The organism is Janthinobacterium sp. (assembly GCF_009923995.1).
GTDB lineage: Bacteria > Pseudomonadota > Gammaproteobacteria > Burkholderiales > Burkholderiaceae_D > Janthinobacterium.
Genome location: NZ_RFSK01000016.1, coordinates 52478 through 70507, shown reverse-complemented (window position 1 = coordinate 70507; position 18030 = coordinate 52478). Strand labels below are relative to the sequence as shown.

Sequence of the window (18030 nt, the reverse complement as noted above, 5' to 3'; positions counted from 1 at the left end):
CATGATATCCGTAACGAGAATCATTCGCAATGAATATGTGACAATCCGTGAGATTGTGAGGGTTTTCACAAGATAAACAGTCTGCAACGCCGCCTGTTATCACATGAACACGTTTGGATTTTGCAGACGAGGCCGCAAAGAGGCATACTGACAGTCACGGCGCGCGCGACGCGCCACCCAACAAGATATGAATAAAAGGTAAGTTCGTGAACACAATCGACAAGAAAAGCGTGCAGACGAAATCATTTCGCTGGAAACGCTGGCAGCGCTGGGCCGTCGGCACAGGCTGCGTCCTGGCCGCCTACAGCGCGGCGGGCTTCTGGCTGGTGCCCTACGTCATCAAGCACCAGCTGCCCACATTTGCCGAAAAAGAACTGGCGCGCGAGGCCAGCATCGCCGACGTGCGCTTCAATCCCTACACCTTGCGGCTGGAAGCGGAGCAGATTGTCCTGAAGGAAGCGGCGGGCGCGGATGGCAAGAGCGGCGCGCCCCTGCTGTCCATCGGCGCCCTGGCCGTGCAGCTGGAATGGAAATCCATCGTGCGCCGCGCCTGGAGCCTGGCGGAAATCCGCATCACGGCGCCGCAGGCGCAGCTGACGATCTCGCCCGACGGCAAGTTCAACCTGGCTGAAGTGCTGGCCACCTGGCAGCACAAGCACCCGGAAAAGAGCGACGGCGGCATCCCGCGCCTGATCATCGGCCACTTTGCGCTGGAACAGGGCAAGGTGGACTGGCAAGACCAGAAGGCGGGCTATGCGGACAACTTCACGCCCATCGACTTCACGCTCGACAATATTTCGACCCTGCCCGACGCCAACGGCAGCTACAGCCTCAGCGCCGATGCGGCGCGCGGCGGCAAGCTGCACTGGCGCGGCACGGCATCATTGAACCCCATCCGCGGCGACGGCGAGCTGATCCTGAACGACGCTTCCCTGCCCGGCCTGGCCGCCTACCTGAAAGCCTACACGCGCGCCAGCGTGACGAGCGGCAAGCTGTCGGCCCGCCTGCCCTACGCCTTTTCGTATGCGGACGGCAAGCTGGAAGCGACCGTGAAAGGCGCCGGCCTGGCCCTGCGCGACCTGGCGCTGGTGCGCGACGGAAAGGGCGCAGCCTTTACGTCGCTCGATACCCTGGGCATTGCCGGCGTGAACGCGGACCTGGCGCGCCAGAGCGTCACGGTCGACAAGATCAACCTGTACGGCGGCAAGGTGGCCGTGCGCCGCGACAGCAAGGGCGAGATCGACGTGGCGAACCTGATGCTGCCAGGCAATTCCTCACCTGCGTCATCGGCCGCCGCCACGCCCGCCGCCGCCAAGCCGGGCAAGTGGAAGGTGGACTTACAGCAGCTGGCCCTGGCCAATGTGGACGTGTCCGCCATCGATGAAACCGTCTCTCCGGCCCTGCAACTGAGCGCCAGGCAGCTGCAGCTGAAGCTGAAGATGGCCCTGCAGCAGGCGCCAACAGGCAACAGCGTGCGCCTGGACGGCGCCAGCTTTGCCCTGGCCGACCTGGCCATGCAGCGGGGCGCGCAAACCCCGTTCAAGCTGGCCCGGCTGGGCTTCGAGGATGGCACGGTCGACCTGGCGGCGCGCAGCGTGCACCTGGGTGCCGTGACGGCCAGCGGCGCGCAGATCGACCTGGCACGCAACCGCCAGGGCCAGTTTGCGATCGCGCAAAAACTGCCCGTGTTTGCTTCCGCCAAGGCCGACGCGGGCACGCAGGCCCCTGCCGCGCCCTGGACCACCAAGGTGGACAAGGTAGAACTGAGCAAGGTCGGCGCCCGGTTCGACGATGCGGGCACGGGCATCAAGGGCAACCTGCAGGATGCACGCCTGTCCCTGCAAAACGTCAGCAACGACATGAAGCAGGCGCTGCCGTTCGAGCTGGGCGTGGGCCTGCGCGAAGGCGGCTTGCTCACGGCCAGCGGCAAGTTCGTGCCCGGCACGGCCGCCGTCGATGCGCAGCTGAACCTGAAACAGCTGACCCTGGCGCCCGTACAGCCCTTGCTGGCGCAGCATCTGAAACTGAAGCTGGCGGGCGGCACCCTCTCCGGCAGCGGCCGCCTGACGACGAGCGGCGGCGCGCCGAAGGCGCCCAAGGTGCGCTACGTGGGCGGCGTGGATATCGCCGGCCTCGTGCTCAATGAAACGGATGGCAAGCGCTTCGCCTCGTGGAAAAGCGTGCGCGCCGACAAGCTGACGGCCAGCGTGGGTCCCGATTTCATCGACATCCCCGAACTGCGCGTGGTCGAGCCGAACGCCCAGCTGATCATCGAAAACGACCGCAGCCTGAACGCGCAGCGCCTGCTGGTGAAAGCGCCGGAGCCGGCCATGCCAGCGCCCGCCGTGGCCGCCGCTGCATCGGCAGCCGACGCCGCCTTCCCCGTGCGCGTGCGCCGCGTGCGCCTGCAGAATGCCAAGCTGGACTTCGCCGACCTCAGCCTGCGGCCCCAGTTCGCCGCCAAGATCTATGAATTGAATGGCGTCGTCACGGGCCTGTCGACGAAGCGCGATGCGCGCAGCCAGATCGAACTGGACGGCCGCATCGACGAATTCGGCCTGGCCCGCGTGCGCGGGCAATTGAATCCCTTCGCCCCGACCGACAACACGGACTTGAACGTCGTGTTCAAGAACGTCGACATGGTGTCCGCTTCGCCGTACACGATGAAGTTTGCGGGCTATAAGGTGGCGGAAGGCAAGATTTCACTGGACTTGCAGTACAAGGTGCGCAACCGCCAGCTGGACGGCACCAACCAGATCGTGCTCGACAAGCTGACCCTGGGCGAGCGCATCGACAGCCCGGACGCCTTGAAACTGCCGCTGGAACTGGCGCTGGCCATCCTCAAGGACAGCGACGGGCGCATCGACCTGGGCTTGCCCGTGTCGGGCGACATGAGCGACCCGCAGTTCAGCTATGGCGCCCTGATCTGGAAGGCCGTGGGCAATGTGCTGACGAAGATCGTCACGGCGCCGTTCCGCGCCCTGGGCAACTTGCTGGGCATCAGCGCCGACAAGCTCGAAGCCATCGATTTCGATGCGGGTAGCGCCGTGCTGCTGCCGCCCGAGCGGGAAAAGCTCAAGCAGGTGGCGCAGATCCTCGCCAAACGCGAACAGCTGAAGCTGGCCGTGCCGGCCCAGTACAGCGACACGGATGCGGCCGCCCTGCGCGCCCAGGCCGTGCGCCGCGCCGTCGCCGCCAAGGCCGGCATCAAGCTGGAAGCGGGCGAAGAGCCGGGTCCGCTGAACCTGGGCGAACGCAAGGTGCGGGGCGCCCTGCGCGACCTGTACGCGGAACGCTTCGGCAAGGCCGAGCTGGACAAGCAGAAGAAGGCGGCGGAAGCGGCATCTCCTGCCGCATCCGCCAGCGCCTCGGCGGATGCCACGGCGCCAGCCGCGGCGGCCAAAATCCCCGTCTGGCAACGCCTGGGCAAGCTGATCGAAGGCGAACCGCAAGTGGCCGACACGGGCGCGTTCTACAAGGGCTTGCGCGAGCAGCTGGAAGCGAAGCAGCCGCTGCCGGCCGATGCGCTCAGCAAGCTGGGCAGCCAGCGCAGCGCGGCAATTCTTGCCGCCCTGCAGCAGGACGGCACGCCGGCGTCCCGCGTCAGCGCGGGCGCGCCGGAAAAAACGGACGCGGCACCGGGCAAGCTGGTGGGACTGAAGCTGGGATTGGCGGCGAAATAGAATTAGCATTGCTGCAATAATTCTTTTGCGGCAATGTCTGTTCGGGGACATAATGCGTGCAGGCGCTACGCTGCGGCGGGCTCAAGGTTGGTGACTTTCACCACAATGACAAGGAGATCCTGCCGCTCATGCAGATCGAAGAACGCATCCATATCCCCGTCCCGCCCCTGCTCATCGACCAGATCTGGAGCGAGGTCGATCAATGGCACCGGTGGGACCCGGACACCAAGCAGGCCCGGCTCGACGGGCCGTTCGCCGTCGGCACCAAGGGCCGCATCGTTCCCAGCAAGGGCATGGGCATCCCCATGGTCGTGACGGAGCGCTCGCAGGGCCAGTCGTTCACCGTCGAGGGCTACATCCCCCTGTTTCGCCTGCATTTCGAGCATACGGTAGCGGCGGCCAATGGCGGTTCGGACGTCCTGCACCGCGTGTGGTTTACCGGTCCCCTCGCCTTTCTGTTCGGGCCAGGCGTGGCCAGGCAGGTCAGGGCAGGCCTGCCCCGCACGATGCAGTCGCTGAAAGCCTATGCCGAGCGGCGCCACGAGACAGGCAGCCACGGCGCCTGACGATACCGCGCCGGCCGCCCCCCCCTTCGTCCCGCTGGAAAACCAGCTGATGCTTTTTGCAGGAAAGCACGACCAGCGCGGCACCATCCGCATGATGGCGCCGCGCCGTCACCGCCCTACTTCGTCCTGCCCCCCTCCTTCACCGCCTCGTCCGGCAAGGCAAACGCCACCAGGCTGTCGCCCATCTTCGTGCCCAGCGAACCGTGGCCGCCGGCCATCACCACCACATATTGCTTGCCCGTCTTGTCGGAGACATAGCTCATCGGCGTGGCCTGGCCGCCGGCCGGCAGGCGGGCTTTCCACACGGTCTTGCCATTGCGCACGTCATAGCCGCGGATGTAGTAGTCGAGCGTGCTGCTCAAAAACGCCACGCCGCCGCCCGTGGTGCTGATGCCGCCCAGGCTGGGCACGCCCAGCGGCAAGGCGATGGGCACGGGGGCGCTGTCGCGCGTGGTGCCGTTCTTGTGCATCCACACTTTCTTCATCGTGCGCAGATCGACGGCAGCCACGTAGCCCCAGGGCGGCGCCTGGCAAGGGAAGCCCAGCGGCGACAGGAAAGGCTTGATTTCCACGGCGAATGGCACGCCCGTCTGCGGCTGCAAGCCCATTTCCGTGCCCGTGCCGCCCGGCGCATTGGCTTGCGCGCGCGGCACCAGGCGTTCCAGGAAGCCCATGTAGTCGGGGTTGACCAACAGCAATTGACGACCCGGATCGACGGCCGCGCCGCCCCACTCGAAGATGCCCAGCGGGCCCGGCGAGATGATGGCGCCCTTGATCTTGCCTTCGGCCACCGTCTGCGGCGTGAACGGCCCCTCGTAGCGGTGCTGGCGGAAGATGATGCGGCACGCCAGCTGGTCGAACGGCGTCGTGCCCCACATGTCCGTCTCGCTGATGTGCTTCTCGGGCAGGAAGGTGAGCGCCGAGAACGGCTGCGTGGGCGACAGCTTGTCACCAGGCGCCGCGTTGGCGGTCGGCACGGGTTTTTCCGGCGCCGGCACCACCAGGCTGCCGTCGCGCCGGTCGATCACGTAGATGTCGCCCCGCTTGGTCGTGGCGACCACGGACGGCACCTTGCCTTTCGGCGTGTCGATGTCGACCAGGGTGGGCTGGCCGCCGATGTCCATGTCCCAGATATCGTGGTGCACGGTCTGGTAGACCCAGCGCACCTTGCCCGTCGCCAAGTCCAGCGCGACGATGGCGCTATTGTATTTTTCGCCATGGGGATTGCGGTTGCCGCCCCACGTGTCGGGCGTTTCATTGCCCATCGGCACGTACACCATGCCCAGCTTTTCATCGATGCTGGACACGCCCCAGGAATTGGGCGAGTTGTTGGTGTAGGTCTTGCCATCGGCAATCGGCGCCGTGTCGTCGGGATTGGACGCATCCCAGTTCCACATCAGCTTGCCCGTCACGGGATCATAGCCGCGGATCACGCCCGACGGCTCTTCCGTGGAGAAATTGTCGGTCACGCTGGCGGCCATCACCACGACGTTCTGCGCCACGGCCGGCGGCGAGGTGGGCATCAGGAAACCCCGCTTCTTCATGGCCATGCCGTGGTACAGGCCGATCACGCCATTTTCGCCAAAACTCTTGCAGGCCTCGCCCGTGTCGGCATTGACGGCGATCAAGGTCGCATCCATGGTGGGCGCGAAGATGCGGCGCGGGCATTCCATGCTGGCCGCTTCCGGCGCCGGGTTGTCCTTGGCGCGGCCCGCGTTCACGTCCCAGTACGCCACGCCACGGCAGATCATGTGCTGATAGCTGGAGGCGTCGCGGTTGATCTTCGGATCGTGGCGCCACAGCTCCTTGCCCGTGTCCGGGTCCAGGGCGATGACGATGTTGTGCGGCGTGCAGATGTACAGCATGCCGTTCACTTTCAGCGGCGTGACTTCGTTGGCGATCTCACCCGGGTCGTTCGGCCCCTTGAAGTCGCCCGTGTGGTAGACCCACGCCTCCTTCAGCTGCGCGGCGTTGGCCGGCGTGATCTGCGCGGCCGGCGCGTAGCGGTCGCCGTAGCCGGAACGGCCGTACGCGGCCCAGTCGTTGGGCGCCACGCCGGGCGCGTAATCGCCCTCGGGCTTGCCCGCCATGTTCTCGGCCGGCACTTCGCCGTGCAGGGTGTAGTAATCCTGGAACAGCGAAAACACGCCCACGGCGGCCGTCACGACGACGGCGGCAAGCAAGGCGCTCTTGCCGGCATCGCGCGGCTTCACCCCGGCGGCCAGGGGCGGATCGAGGCGCCGGTCGATGAAGGGCAGCAGCAGCCAGACGGCGGCGGCAAACCAGATATCGAGACGCGGCAGCAATTGCCACCAGTCGAACTTCACTTCGATGACGGACCAGATCAGGGTGGCGAACAGCAACAGCGCCAGGAAAGCCTGCGCGCTGCGCCGGCCTTTCCACACGAGCGCACCGGCAACTATCATGCCGATACCGGCCACGACGTAATACCAGGAGCCGCCGAGGCTGACGAGCCAGGCGCCGCCGCCGGCAAGCGCGAGGCCTAGCAGGAGGAAGATGACTGCGGTGATGATGAGCAAGGGTCCAGGCCGGGGAGAGGCACTCATGATGCTCCTTTACAGGTGTAAGTCGGCGGTACGCAGCTGCGCACCGTATTGCGGGCAATCAAGGCAATTACATTTTTTCACTAATTAACAAAGCGTGGCACACGCCAGAACGCATTATTTGCGCGGTGTTGCTTTTCTCCACATCGGCTCCCGCAGGGGACGCCGGCCCCGTTGAGCGTGAGGAAAAATAAATTTCTCAAATTAAATGAATATTGCTCTAAAATGAGTTAATCGTGATTTTTGTGAAAAACGTTTAATTCGCTGCCGGCAAGCGCAGCACGACGTCTTCGACAGGAGTTTCACCATGCCGCACGCCACCTTCCGCTGCGCCCGCCTTTGGCAGCCACTGCCATGAGCACCTTCATCTACACTTATCTGCTGGCCCGCTGCGACGGCATGACCCTGATACGGCCAGGGCTGGCATTGGGCGGCCTGCTGCTGTTGCTCGCCGCGCTGCTGTGGCGCCATCCGCGCCGGCGGCATGACGGCGGCGGCATGCCGCCGGCCACGCGGGCGCCCGGCGGGCTGCCCGCCCTGCTGCAGGCGGCGCACGGCAGCCCGGCGACGATGGACGCCAGCGCAGCCGCGCCGGCCCCTGCGGAACGGCGTGCGCCGCCCTTCCAGCAGGCCCGCCTCGATGCCCTGTTCGGCGAGGACCGGCTGGTGCAAGGCGAGATCCTGGCCCTGTTCGTGGCCGAGACGCGCGACCGCCTGGCCGGCATCGCCCACGCCTTGCGCTACGCCCGCACGGCGCCGGCCCGCGTGCTGGAGCAGGAAATCTTCGATGCCAGCGCGGCCCTGGGGCTGGTGCAGCTCAAGCACCTGTCCGGCGCGGCCGTGCATGCCAGCTTCAACAATGACATCGAGGCGCAGCGGCGCCTGCATGCGGACTTGCTGGTGGCGCTGGAAGAACTGTCGAGTGCGGTAACCCGGCTGCAGCAGCCGCAGCGCTATGAAGACCGGCGGCGCGACACGGCCGGCCAGCGCTGACGGCAATTCGTGGGAATTGGTAAATTTGATTTCCACGCAGCGCCTGCGTATGATGACCCCATCCCCACCACTACTGGTCCGCCATGCAAGCTGCCGACGTCTGCACCACGCAACAAGCTGCCGAAATCCTCGGCATTTCCGTCACGTCCGTGCAGCAGCTGGTGGAAGCGGGCGTCATCGAGGCGTGGAAAACCCGGGGCGGCCACCGGCGCATCCCCGTGGCGGCCGTGCATGCCTACAAGAGCGGCTACACACAACATAGTCAGGATATGCGCGATACGCGCGCGCCACGCCCGGGCAAGGCATCCGGCGCCGATGCCCTGGCCTCCATCCTCGTGATCGAGGATAATCCCATGGAACGGGCCCTGTATCAGCAGCAGATCGCCTCCTGGGGCTTGCCGGCGCGCCTGCGCTTCTGCGAGAACGGCTATCAGGCGCTGATGGAAATCGCCCGCGACCAACCCGACATTCTATTGAGCGACATCATGATGGATGGCATCGACGGCTACGAAGTGATACGCACCATCCTCGACGACCCGCTGCTGGCGGACATGCACATCGCCATGCTGTCGAGTCTGCCGCCGCAGGCGCTGGAAGACCGGGGCGGCGTGCCGGAGGGCGTGGTGTTCTTTGCCAAGCCCGTCAATTACGACGAATTGCGCGGCTACCTGCGCGCCTGCTGCGCCGCCCATGCGCGCCGCGGCGCCAGCGCCTGAAGCGGGGCTGCCATGCTGCCGGCCTTGTCCCCCGCGCCCTACCGCCACATCGACCCGGCCCTGCTGCTGCACGCCGCCTGCCATGACCTGCCCCTGTTCCGCGCGCTGTGCCAGACCTATCTCGACACGGCACCGGACATGCTCGCGCGGCTGGAGCAAGCCGTGCGCAGCGGCACGCCGCAAGCCATCGTGCACAGCAGCCACGGCTTGCGCGGCAGCGTGGCGCTGCTGGGCGCGACCGCGCTCGTCAGCCGCCTCGTCGCGCTCGAAGCGCTGGCGCGCCAGCAGGAGCGCCCCGCGCCGGACTGGCTCGACGAGACGGTGCGGCTGCTGGCGCAGGTGGAGGCGGAAGTGCGGCGCGGCATGGCCGAATACCACGATGCGCAAGCTTGAACGGTGCCAGGTGTTGATCAATTAAAAATTAATTCTCAAATGCAAGTGTTATAATTCTCGTAATTATATGAAGGAATCCATGATGATCTGGTGGCGCGACCTGCTGTTGAGAGCCTTGATGCTAGGCATGCTGATCTTCGTCGTCGGCGAATCGCTGTCCTACTGGGCACCGGACATCAAGAAACTGCTGGCCTGGCGCCCTTCCTGACCTTCTTCATCCCGCGCGCCCGTCTACCCTGGCGCGCCACAGATACGGCGCATACGCCAGCGCAAACAGGGCAAACGCCAGCGACCAGCACAGCCCCGCCGCCAGCAGCGCGGGCACGTACAGCGACGCGGGTCCCGCCGCGGCCAGCAGGCGCGCCAGCGCACCCAGCTGTATCAGCCAGTACATCACCGCTTCCGCCCTGCCCGCCTTGAGGGGACGCCCCGTGTGGCCCAGGGTGGTGCGCGTCATCATGCCGATGATCAGGCCCGCCATCGAGCCCACCGTCAGCGCGTGCAGGGCGGCGCTGGCCGGCAGCCAGCCCAGGCTGGCGACCGCCAGCAACGCAAAGCCGATGCCTATCCACGCGTACGACAGGTGCAGTATCCACAGCAGCGGCACGCGCAAGGTGCGCTGCGGCTGCCAGGCCAGCAAGTTGGCCAGCGAGACGCCGGCAGCGCAGAAGGCCAGCGGCGCCGTCACCAGCGCAGGCGCGCCCGCCAGCCAGGCGATGGCCGCCGCCGCCATGCACGCCACGCCCGCCAGCGCCCGTTTCGGACTGGCCACGGGCGTGCTGCCGGGCGCCCCGTTGCGGGTGAACATGGGAATGACGCGCGCGCCGATCACGGACTCGATCAGCACGATGATGAAGATGGCCGCCTGCACGGGGACGGACAGCGCCAGCGCCAGCCAGCCCAGCGCGGCCGCGTGATACAGGCCATTGGCCAGCGCCAGCAGTGCCAGCAGGCCGACGAGGAACAGGTTGCGCGTATTGCCCGAACGGCGCAGCACGCGATACAGGGGGTACGTGGCCAGCGGCAGGAACAGCCAGTCGACCAGTGCCGCCGCCACGCCGGGAAAGCACGCCATGGCCACGCGCCCGGCCAGCCACAGTCCCGCCAGCGCCATCAGCGGCGCGCCGTGCGGCGTGGCCAAGCCCGTCCAGTTGCGCCCCGCCGTGTACAGGAAACCCACGACGACGGCCAGGGCGAAGCCGAAGACCATTTCATGCATGTGCCAGCCCAGCCCCAGTTGCAGGCCGCCCCGCATCCAGCCCAGGTAGCTGGCCAGCCACAGGGGAATGCTGACGGCCGCAAACACGGCCGCCAGCAGGTAGAACGGGCGGAAACCCAGCTGCCAGACGGGGTGGCGGGCATGCCAGGGCGCGGCTCCCGCTGCGGCGGGAGAAGACGATGATTCGCTGATCGGGGTGATGGCCATGACGGACTCGCGCTAAAGATATATTCAATATACTACTTTAAAGGCGCAAGGACAGCCATCGGCAAAAAGGACTAGGGGGATAGCGACAAGTGACCATGGGGTCTGACCCGGCGGGTCAGACCCCGACTACTCGGCTACTTGCCCTGGCGGTGCTCCACCGCATAGACGGCGGCCTGCACGCGGCTGTTCAGGTTGAGTTTCTTCAGCACGTTCTGCACGTGGATCTTGACCGTGCTTTCCGCCAGGTCCAGGGTGCGCGCGATGCCCTTGTTGCTCTCGCCGCGCGACAGGCAGTCGATGATCTCCTTTTCGCGCGGCGTGAGCTTGTCCAGTTCCGACACGGGTTCCTCGCGCCGCGTGCCCGCCTGCAGCTGGGCCACCAGCTTGCCCGTCATGGCTTCGGCGATGACGACCTCGCCGGCGGCCGCGCGGCGGATGGCGCGCACCAGGTAGTCGGCATCGATATTCTTGATCAAATAGCCGCAGGCGCCCGCGCGCAGGGCCGTGGCCAGGTCCTCGGCATCTTCCGACACCGTCAGCATGACGATGGCCGTGTCGGGGCAATCGTGCTGCATCAGCTGCAGCGCTTCCACGCCGGACATGCCGGCCATGTTCAGGTCCAGCAGCACCACGTCGGGCTGCAGCTGGATGGCGCGCTTGATGCCTTCCACGCCATCGGCGGCCTCGCCCACGACGGAAAACTCCGTGTGGCGCTGCAGCAGCGAGCGTATGCCGCTGCGGAACAGCGCATGGTCGTCCACCAGCATGACAGTGATCGGTTTATCGGGAGTCTCCATTTTTTTTGTACTTTCAGATAGTGGCTTAGGCGGCGCGCCGCTGCTCGCGCGACAGATGCAGTTCGACCGTCGTGCCGCCGCCGGGGCAGGCATGCACGTCGAACGTGGCCTCGATGCGCTGCGCGCGTTCGCGCATGATGTGGATGCCGACATGGCTGTCGCCTTTTTCCAGCACGGCAGCGGCCTCGAAGCCGACGCCATTGTCGCTGATCGTCAGGGTAAAGTCCTGGTCATCGGCCAGGCGCACCTCGACGTGGCTCGCCTGGGCGTGCTTGCGGATGTTCGACAGCGCTTCCTGTACGATGAATAGTAGCTGCAATTGCTGCTCGCGGGGGAATGGCGCGCCATCCACGTCGGCCAGCAGCTCGGCGTCGATGCCCGTCTGGCGGCGGAATTTATCGAGCGCCGCGCGCAGGGAGCCGATCAGGTCGTCCTCCATCAGGCGGCTGCGGAAGTTCGCCAGCAGCTCGCGCACGTCTTCGTAGCTTTCCTTCACGCCCGCGTGCAGAGCCGGCACGATGCCAGCCACTTCCTCGAAACGGGCGTTGCGCACGGAGTCGTCCAGCATCTGCACCTGCAGGTTGAGGAAATTGAGGCTTTGCGCGATGCTGTCGTGCAGGCCCTGCGCCACCAGGTTGCGCTCTTCGGAGACGGCCATTTCCCGTTCGCGCGCGGCCAGGCGCAGGTTTTCCAGCGCGATGCCCAGCAGCTGGCCCAGGGTTTCCAGCAAGGCCAGCTCGCGCGCGGAAAACACGCGGGCCAGGCGGAAATGCAGGTTGAAAAAGCCCAGGTGCTGTTCGTGCGCGTGGATCTGGAACACGGAGACCGTCGCAAAACCTTCGCGGTGGCAGCGCAGCTCGTGCGCCCTGTCGATGCGGCGCATGTCGTGCACCTTCGCCACCTTCATCTCGACGGCCGTGCCGCACAGGCAGTCGCCCACCTTCAGGCAGTGCTCGGACGCCACCAGTTCCTCGGACAGGCCCGTATGCACCACCATGTGCAGGTTGCCCCGTTCCGCATCGAGCACGCGCACGGTGGAGCCGTCGGCCGCGAAATACTCGACGATGCGCTGCATGAAGCCGCCGCAGATGTCTTCCAGCGGCTGCGGGCGCTGCAGGAAGGCGGCGCTTTCGTACAGCAGCGCCAGTTCGCGGTTGCGGTATTCCAGGGTGGCGGTCTTGCTGCGCACGCCCTCCTCCAGGTTGCCGTACAGCGCCTGCAGGCGGTCGGCCATCTGGTTGAAGCCGCTGGCCAGCTGGCCGAATTCGTCGTTGCTTTCCACTGCCAGGCGCACGCTGAAATCGCGCTCCTTCATGCGCTGCATGCCCAGGCGCAGCCGCGTGACGGGTTCGATGATGAGCATGAACATGAGATAAATCATGCTGACCGTGCCGACGACGGCCATGCCCACCAAGACCAGCTGCGAAGCGCGCAGCCAGAAGGTGCGCTGCTCGCTGTCCTGCTCGATCAGGCGCACCAGCTGGTCCACCTGGCCCACGAAGGTATCGGCGTCATGCCCGAACTGGCGCGCCCGCGCGGGCGTATCGGCGGCCAGCGCGGCCGGGCGCAGGGAAGCGCGCCAGGCCTGGCCGATACGCTCGAATTCGGATTTGATGGCGCCGCTGGGCGGCAGGAACAGGGGCCGCTGTGGGTCGCCGTGGGCGATCTTGGCCAGGGTTTCGTCGATCAGCAGCACCTGCTGCTGCGCCTGATCGCGGGCATCGCTGGCGAGCAGCAGTGTCAAGCGGTAGGTCTGCATGCGCAGCCGGCCCGTCTCGTTGATGGCCGCCGAACTGCCTTCCAGCTGCCACGAGAGGAACAGGGTGCAGCCGATGGCGCTCAGGGCCAGCACCAGCATGAGCAGCAGCGCGCCGACGATCTTGGTCGACAGCTTCTGCCAGGAGGAAAACATCGCCTTGAATTTCATAGTTCCTTTTGCTGTAACAAGCACACCCCAGGTGCCGCGACACCTGGCAAAACCGTAGCGAGCGGCAGTGATTTGTGGCCGAGAAGCGCAACCGTACTCCAGTACGGTGAGCATCGCCGGCCGCAAAGCGCGACGCGTAGTAGGTTTGGCCAGGCGTCCATCCTAGCCACCGGTCTGCGCCATGAACCGCACGATCTTGTCCGGCTGCGTATTGAAATCGTGCTGCTGCGGCTTGAGCTCGATGGCGGTGCGGATCGCCGCCTCGATCTCCGCATCCGTGGCCCCGCCGCGCAGCATGGGGCCGAAGGCGAATTTTTCTTCCTGACCCAGGCACAAATACAGGGTACCATCGACGGACAGGCGCACACGGTTGCAGGTGGCGCAGAAATGCTGCGACATGGGCGTGATGAAGCCGATGCTGGCGCGCCCGTCCGGCGTGGCCAGATAGCGCGCCGGCCCGCCGCCCAGTTCCACCGCCTGCGGCACCAGGCCAAAGCGGGCCGCCAGGCGCTCGCGCACGGGGCCCAGCGGCATGTAGCGGGCATTGCGGCCCGTGCTGCCCATGGGCATGGCTTCGATCAGGCGCAGGATGAACTGCTGCTCGATGCAGAACGCGGCCATGGCCTCGATCTGGCCGTCATTGACGCCGCGCATGGCCACCATATTGATCTTGATCGGGTCGAAGCCGGCCGCCTTGCCCGCCATCAGGCCGTCCAAAATAGGCTGCAGGCTGTCGCGTCCCGTGATCTGCTGCATGCAGGCGCGGTCCAGCGAATCGAGGCTGACATTGATGCGGTCCACGCCCGCCGCGCGCAAGGCCACGGCGTGCTTGCCCAGCTGCGTGGCATTGGTCGACAGCGACAGGTCCTGCATGCCGGGCAGCGCGGACAGGCGCTGCGCCAGTTCCGGCAGATGGCGCCGCAACAGAGGCTCGCCGCCCGTCAGGCGCACGCGGCGCGTGCCGAGGCGAACGAAAATGCCCAGCAAGCGCTCGATCTCGTCGAACGTCAGCCAGTCCTTCGGCTCTTCGAAGCCGCGAAAGCCCTTGGGCATGCAATAACTGCAACGCAAGTCGCAACGGTCGGTGACGGACAGCCGCACATAATCGATGGCACGGCCAAAACGGTCCTGCAACTTGACGCTACCCATGACGCTACTCCTGTTTCTTCCTTGATTGTAAAGGCTGGGGCACGATCTGGCTGTGCCCCAGAAGGCCTAGCGCACTACGCCTTTTTAGCTACGCATTTCTACTTACTGAACCAGCGGGCTGGCTGTGCCTTCCAGCTTGATGCCGGCGATGTCGGCCCGCCCCACCAGCAGGTGCAGGTACTGGTGCACGGCCCGCTGCCACGCGGCGCGCGCCAGGCGGTCGGCGATCTGCGCCTGCACCGCCTCGTAGGCGATGGCCTGGTCTTCGACGCGGCGCAGCACTTGCACGATGTGGTAGCCGAAGCGCGTTTCCAGCAAATGGCCGGCCAGCGCGCCCGCTTCCAGGCGGAACACGAGCGCGTCGAATTCGGGCACGCTCTGGCCCGGCGACAGCTGGCCCAGATTGCCCCCCAGGGCGCCGGATGGACAGTTCGAGTACTGCGCCGCCAATTCGCCGAAGCGCTCCGGCGCCAGTTTGAGGGCGTCGAGCACGGCTTGCGCCGTGGCCCGCAGCAGCTCCAGGGGCGCTTCCGGCGTCACCTGGAACAGGATGTGGCGCGCCTCGACGAGCGCGCCGCTACGGAACAATTGCGGGCGCTGCGCATAAAAGGTGCGGCACGCCGCATCGTCGGCGGGCGGCACGCGCACTTCCTGCGCGAACAGCGCCTCGATGCGGTCGTCATCGCTGCCGCCCTGCACGCCCAGGCGCTGCGCCTCGTCCAGCAGCAGCCGGCGCAGCACCAGTTCATGCACGGCCTGTTTCAGCGGATTGCCGGCACCGTCGTGATGCGGCAGTTCGCGGGCGATGTCGGCATCGTCGATATCGATGCCATTGACGGAGATTCCCATGATATGACTCCTTTCTTAACGGCGGCGCACCAGCTGCCAGGTGCGGGCTAAATAAGCAACTGCGCCGAAGCCGCTCCACACGTGCACCAGGCGGGTGAACGGGAAGATGACGAACAGCGACATGCCCATGAACAGGTGCAGCTTGAACACCAGCGGCGCGTCGACGATGAAGCTGGCCGCATCGGCACGGAAGGTGACGATGTGCTGCGCCCAGGTCATCAGCAAGACCATCATGTGGCCATCCATGTGCGAGGCGGACACGAAGATCGACGATAGCCCCAGCAGCAGGGTCAGGAGGATCCACACCATCACCAGCTTGTCGCCCGCCGTGGTGACGGCGCGCAGGCGCTCGTTGGAAAAGCGGCGCGCCAGCAGGATCAGGATGCCGGCCAGGCACAGGCCGCCCATCACGCCGCCGGCTGCCATGGCCACGCCCTGCTTCAGGCTGTGCGACACGCCCAAGGCATCCCACACCCAGACGGGGGTGAGCAGGCCGGCCGCATGGCCGAACAGCAGGCCGATGATGCCGATGTGGAACAGGATATTCCCCAGGCGCAGGCTGCCGCGGTGCAGCAGCTGGCTGGAATCGGATTTCCACGTGTACTGCTCGCGGTCGAAGCGGATCAGACTCCCCAGCAAAAAGATGGCCAGGGCGATGTACGGGTAAATCCCGAAGATGAATTGATGCAGATAGTGATTCATGATGTACTCCTCGTCATGCGGACCCCGGGCGCCGCTCAGGCGGCGCGCCGCGGCTGCGGGTGAAAATGCACGGGGTGAACGCCGCCCACGACCTGGCCCGGGCCCGGACGCAGCAGCGGCTCGACGCCGTCCGCACCGGGACCGAAGGTTTCCAGCGCCTCGTCCATGTCGCGGATGGGCGGCTCGGCCAGGGTTTCCGCCGCCACGGGACTCAGGCGTTCGAGCAAGGTGAAGACGGGCGCGTACGGGCTGCCGTTGGCCGTCAGCTTGCGGCCGATGTGCGCCAGCACGTGGACGGCGTCGCCCAGCAGTGGCGCCGAAACCGCCTCGTCGAGCTGCGCCAGGAATTCCAGGAACAGGGGCACGAAGTCGGGCAAGTCGTCGCCCACCATCTGCAGGCCGTGGCGCTTGTACTCTTCCATCAGGTCGACCATGGCCTGGCCCCGGTCGCGCGATTCGCCGTGGATATGCTCGAACAGATGCAGCGAGTGCGAGGGATTGCGGTCGAAGGTGGCCACGTACTGCTGCTGCAGGTCGATCAGGCTGCCGCTTTCCAGGTGCGCCAGCAAGGGCCGCAGCAGCGCGTGCTGTTCCGGCACGGCCGCCAGCGCCGCGTCCAGCTGCGGCAGGTGGGCGATCAGCTCGGGCTCCGGGTACAGCAGCAGGCGAGAAAGGACTTGGTAATGATGCATAGCGTGTTCCATATGAGCTCCTTAAGCGCCTGGCGCCGTTTTGCGCGACTTCGGCATCTGCATGAAGATGGCCGAACCGTGTTTTTTCTTGCCGAACAAGGTAGGCTCGCTGACCCCGTCCGAACAGCCATTGCCGAAGCTGAAGCCGCAGCTGCCCTTCTCGTTGAAGCTGTCCTCCGCCATTTCCTTGTGGCTGCTGGGGATGACGAAGCGGTCTTCGTAGTTGGCAATGGCCATGATGTGGTACATGTCTTCCACCTGCGCCTTGGTCAATCCGACCTGCTTCAATACGGTCAGGTTTTCCACCTTGTCCACCGTCTTGCTGCGCATGTAGGCGCGCATGGCCAGCATGCGGTCCAGGGCCGAGACGATGGGCGGCTGGTCGCCGGCCGTCAGCAGGTTGGCCAGGTACTGCACCGGGATGCGCAGGCTTTGCGTGTCCGGCAGCATGCCGTTCACGCCCAGCTTGCCCGATTCGGCGGCCGCCTGGATCGGCGACAGGGGCGGCACGTACCACACCATGGGCAAGGTGCGGTATTCGGGATGCAGGGGGAACGCCACCTTCCACTCGACGGCCATCTTGTAGACGGGCGACTTGACGGCCGCTTCCAGCCACAGGTCGGGGATACCCTGGCGGCGCGCCTCGGCGATGATGGCCGGATCGTGCGGGTCGAGGAAAAGGCCCAATTGCGCCTGATACAGGTCCTGCTCCTGCGGCACGGAGGCGGCAGCCTCGATCCTGTCGGCGTCGTACAGCAGCACGCCCAGATAGCGGATGCGGCCCACGCACGTTTCCGAGCACACGGTGGGCTGGCCCGCTTCGATGCGGGGGAAGCAGAAGGTGCACTTCTCCGCCTTGCCGGACGACCAGTTGTAGTAAATCTTCTTGTACGGGCAACCGGAGATGCACATGCGCCAGCCGCGGCACTTGTCCTGGTCGATCAGCACGATGCCGTCGTCTTCGCGCTTGTAGACGGAGCCGGACGGGCAGGAGGCCACGCACGTCGGATTGAGGCAATGCTCGCACAGGCGCGGCAAATACATCATGAAGGTGTTCTCGAAGGTGCCGTACATCTCCTTCTGCATGTTGTCGAACAGTTTATCCTTGCTGCGCTGGGCGAATTCGCCGCCCAGGTCATCTTCCCAGTTCGGGCCCCACTCGATCTTCTCCATCTTTTTCCCCGTCAGCACGGAGATCGGGCGGGCCGTCGGCGGCGTCTGCGACAGGGGCGCGCTTTGCAGGTGCTCGTAGTCGTAGGTGAACGGCTCGTAGTACTCGTCGATGGCGGGCAGGTTGGGGTTGGCGAAGATGTTCGCCAGGATTTTCAGACGGCTGCCCTGGCGCGGCTCGATTTTCCCCGCGTCCGTGCGGCGCCAGCCGCCATTCCACTTGTCCTGGTTTTCCCACTGCTTCGGATAGCCGATGCCCGGTTTCGTCTCGACGTTGTTGAACCACGCGTACTCGACGCCGTCGCGGCTGGTCCACACGTTCTTGCACGTGACGGAACAGGTGTGGCAGCCAATGCACTTGTCCAGGTTCAGCACCATGCCGATTTGCGCTCTGATTTTCATA

General features: G+C 65.7%; 15 protein-coding genes. 6 read left to right on the top strand and 9 right to left on the bottom strand.

All coding sequences use genetic code 11. From position 1 onward, the window contains the following. The first annotated feature begins 206 nt into the window (after positions 1 to 206). Both EBS11_RS10780 and EBS11_RS10775 read left to right on the top strand, forming a co-directional pair. Complete coding sequence (locus tag EBS11_RS10780; RefSeq protein ID WP_290602731.1) at positions 207 to 3683, top strand: DUF748 domain-containing protein; 3477 nt, start codon at positions 207 to 209, stop codon at positions 3681 to 3683. A gap of 128 nt (positions 3684 to 3811) precedes the next feature. Beyond that, a complete protein-coding gene (locus EBS11_RS10775) occupies positions 3812 to 4249 on the top strand; it encodes an SRPBCC family protein (protein WP_290602728.1) in 438 nt (145 codons plus the stop codon). Between the two features lie 116 nt (positions 4250 to 4365). Here the strand turns inward: EBS11_RS10775 and EBS11_RS10770 are convergent, their stop codons facing one another. Beyond that, entirely contained in the window at positions 4366 to 6816 is a 2451-nt protein-coding gene (locus EBS11_RS10770; RefSeq protein WP_290602727.1) for a membrane-bound PQQ-dependent dehydrogenase, glucose/quinate/shikimate family, read from the bottom strand. Between the two features lie 351 nt (positions 6817 to 7167). On the opposite strand from EBS11_RS10770, the gene EBS11_RS10765 reads away from it, so the two are divergent. From EBS11_RS10765 to EBS11_RS10750, 4 genes are all read left to right on the top strand, one after another. Then, positions 7168 to 7806, top strand: coding sequence for a hypothetical protein (locus EBS11_RS10765; protein ID WP_290602725.1), 639 nt, complete (start codon positions 7168 to 7170; stop codon positions 7804 to 7806). Between the two features lie 83 nt (positions 7807 to 7889). Beyond that, positions 7890 to 8522: a response regulator gene (locus EBS11_RS10760; RefSeq protein ID WP_290602720.1), complete on the top strand. Its 633-nt coding sequence runs from the start codon at positions 7890 to 7892 to the stop codon at positions 8520 to 8522. 12 nt (positions 8523 to 8534) lie between these two features. After that, positions 8535 to 8915 carry an Hpt domain-containing protein gene (locus tag EBS11_RS10755; RefSeq protein WP_290602715.1) on the top strand — a complete coding sequence of 127 codons (381 nt, stop codon included), beginning with the start codon at positions 8535 to 8537 and terminating at the stop codon, positions 8913 to 8915. 79 nt (positions 8916 to 8994) lie between these two features. Further along, positions 8995 to 9123: a hypothetical protein gene (locus tag EBS11_RS10750; protein WP_290602711.1), complete on the top strand. Its 129-nt coding sequence runs from the start codon at positions 8995 to 8997 to the stop codon at positions 9121 to 9123. A gap of 6 nt (positions 9124 to 9129) precedes the next feature. Here EBS11_RS10750 and EBS11_RS10745 read toward each other — a convergent pair whose 3' ends face one another. The 8 genes from EBS11_RS10745 to narH all read right to left on the bottom strand — a co-directional run bounded on the left by EBS11_RS10745 (position 9130) and on the right by narH (position 18029). Then, a complete protein-coding gene (locus EBS11_RS10745) occupies positions 9130 to 10341 on the bottom strand; it encodes an NnrS family protein (protein WP_290602705.1) in 1212 nt (403 codons plus the stop codon). A 134-nt stretch (positions 10342 to 10475) separates the two neighbouring features. Next, positions 10476 to 11138 carry a response regulator gene (locus EBS11_RS10740; protein ID WP_290602703.1) on the bottom strand — a complete coding sequence of 221 codons (663 nt, stop codon included), beginning with the start codon at positions 11136 to 11138 and terminating at the stop codon, positions 10476 to 10478. 25 nt (positions 11139 to 11163) lie between these two features. After that, positions 11164 to 13065: a type IV pili methyl-accepting chemotaxis transducer N-terminal domain-containing protein gene (locus EBS11_RS10735; protein WP_290602700.1), complete on the bottom strand. Its 1902-nt coding sequence runs from the start codon at positions 13063 to 13065 to the stop codon at positions 11164 to 11166. A gap of 162 nt (positions 13066 to 13227) precedes the next feature. Continuing rightward, the gene (gene moaA / locus EBS11_RS10730; protein WP_290602696.1) at positions 13228 to 14214 is read right to left on the bottom strand and encodes a GTP 3',8-cyclase MoaA; all 987 of its coding nucleotides are present in this window, start codon (positions 14212 to 14214) and stop codon (positions 13228 to 13230) included. 102 nt (positions 14215 to 14316) lie between these two features. Then, the gene (locus EBS11_RS10725) at positions 14317 to 15063 is read right to left on the bottom strand and encodes a peptidylprolyl isomerase (RefSeq protein WP_290602692.1); all 747 of its coding nucleotides are present in this window, start codon (positions 15061 to 15063) and stop codon (positions 14317 to 14319) included. 15 nt (positions 15064 to 15078) lie between these two features. Next, entirely contained in the window at positions 15079 to 15765 is a 687-nt protein-coding gene (gene narI / locus EBS11_RS10720) for a respiratory nitrate reductase subunit gamma (RefSeq protein ID WP_290602686.1), read from the bottom strand. A 35-nt stretch (positions 15766 to 15800) separates the two neighbouring features. Next, positions 15801 to 16457 (bottom strand): nitrate reductase molybdenum cofactor assembly chaperone, encoded by a 657-nt coding sequence (narJ, locus tag EBS11_RS10715; protein ID WP_290602682.1) that lies wholly within the window; start codon positions 16455 to 16457, stop codon positions 15801 to 15803. Positions 16458 to 16478: 21 nt separating this feature from the next. Continuing rightward, positions 16479 to 18029: a nitrate reductase subunit beta gene (narH, locus tag EBS11_RS10710; RefSeq protein WP_290602679.1), complete on the bottom strand. Its 1551-nt coding sequence runs from the start codon at positions 18027 to 18029 to the stop codon at positions 16479 to 16481. Position 18030: the final 1 nt, after the last annotated feature.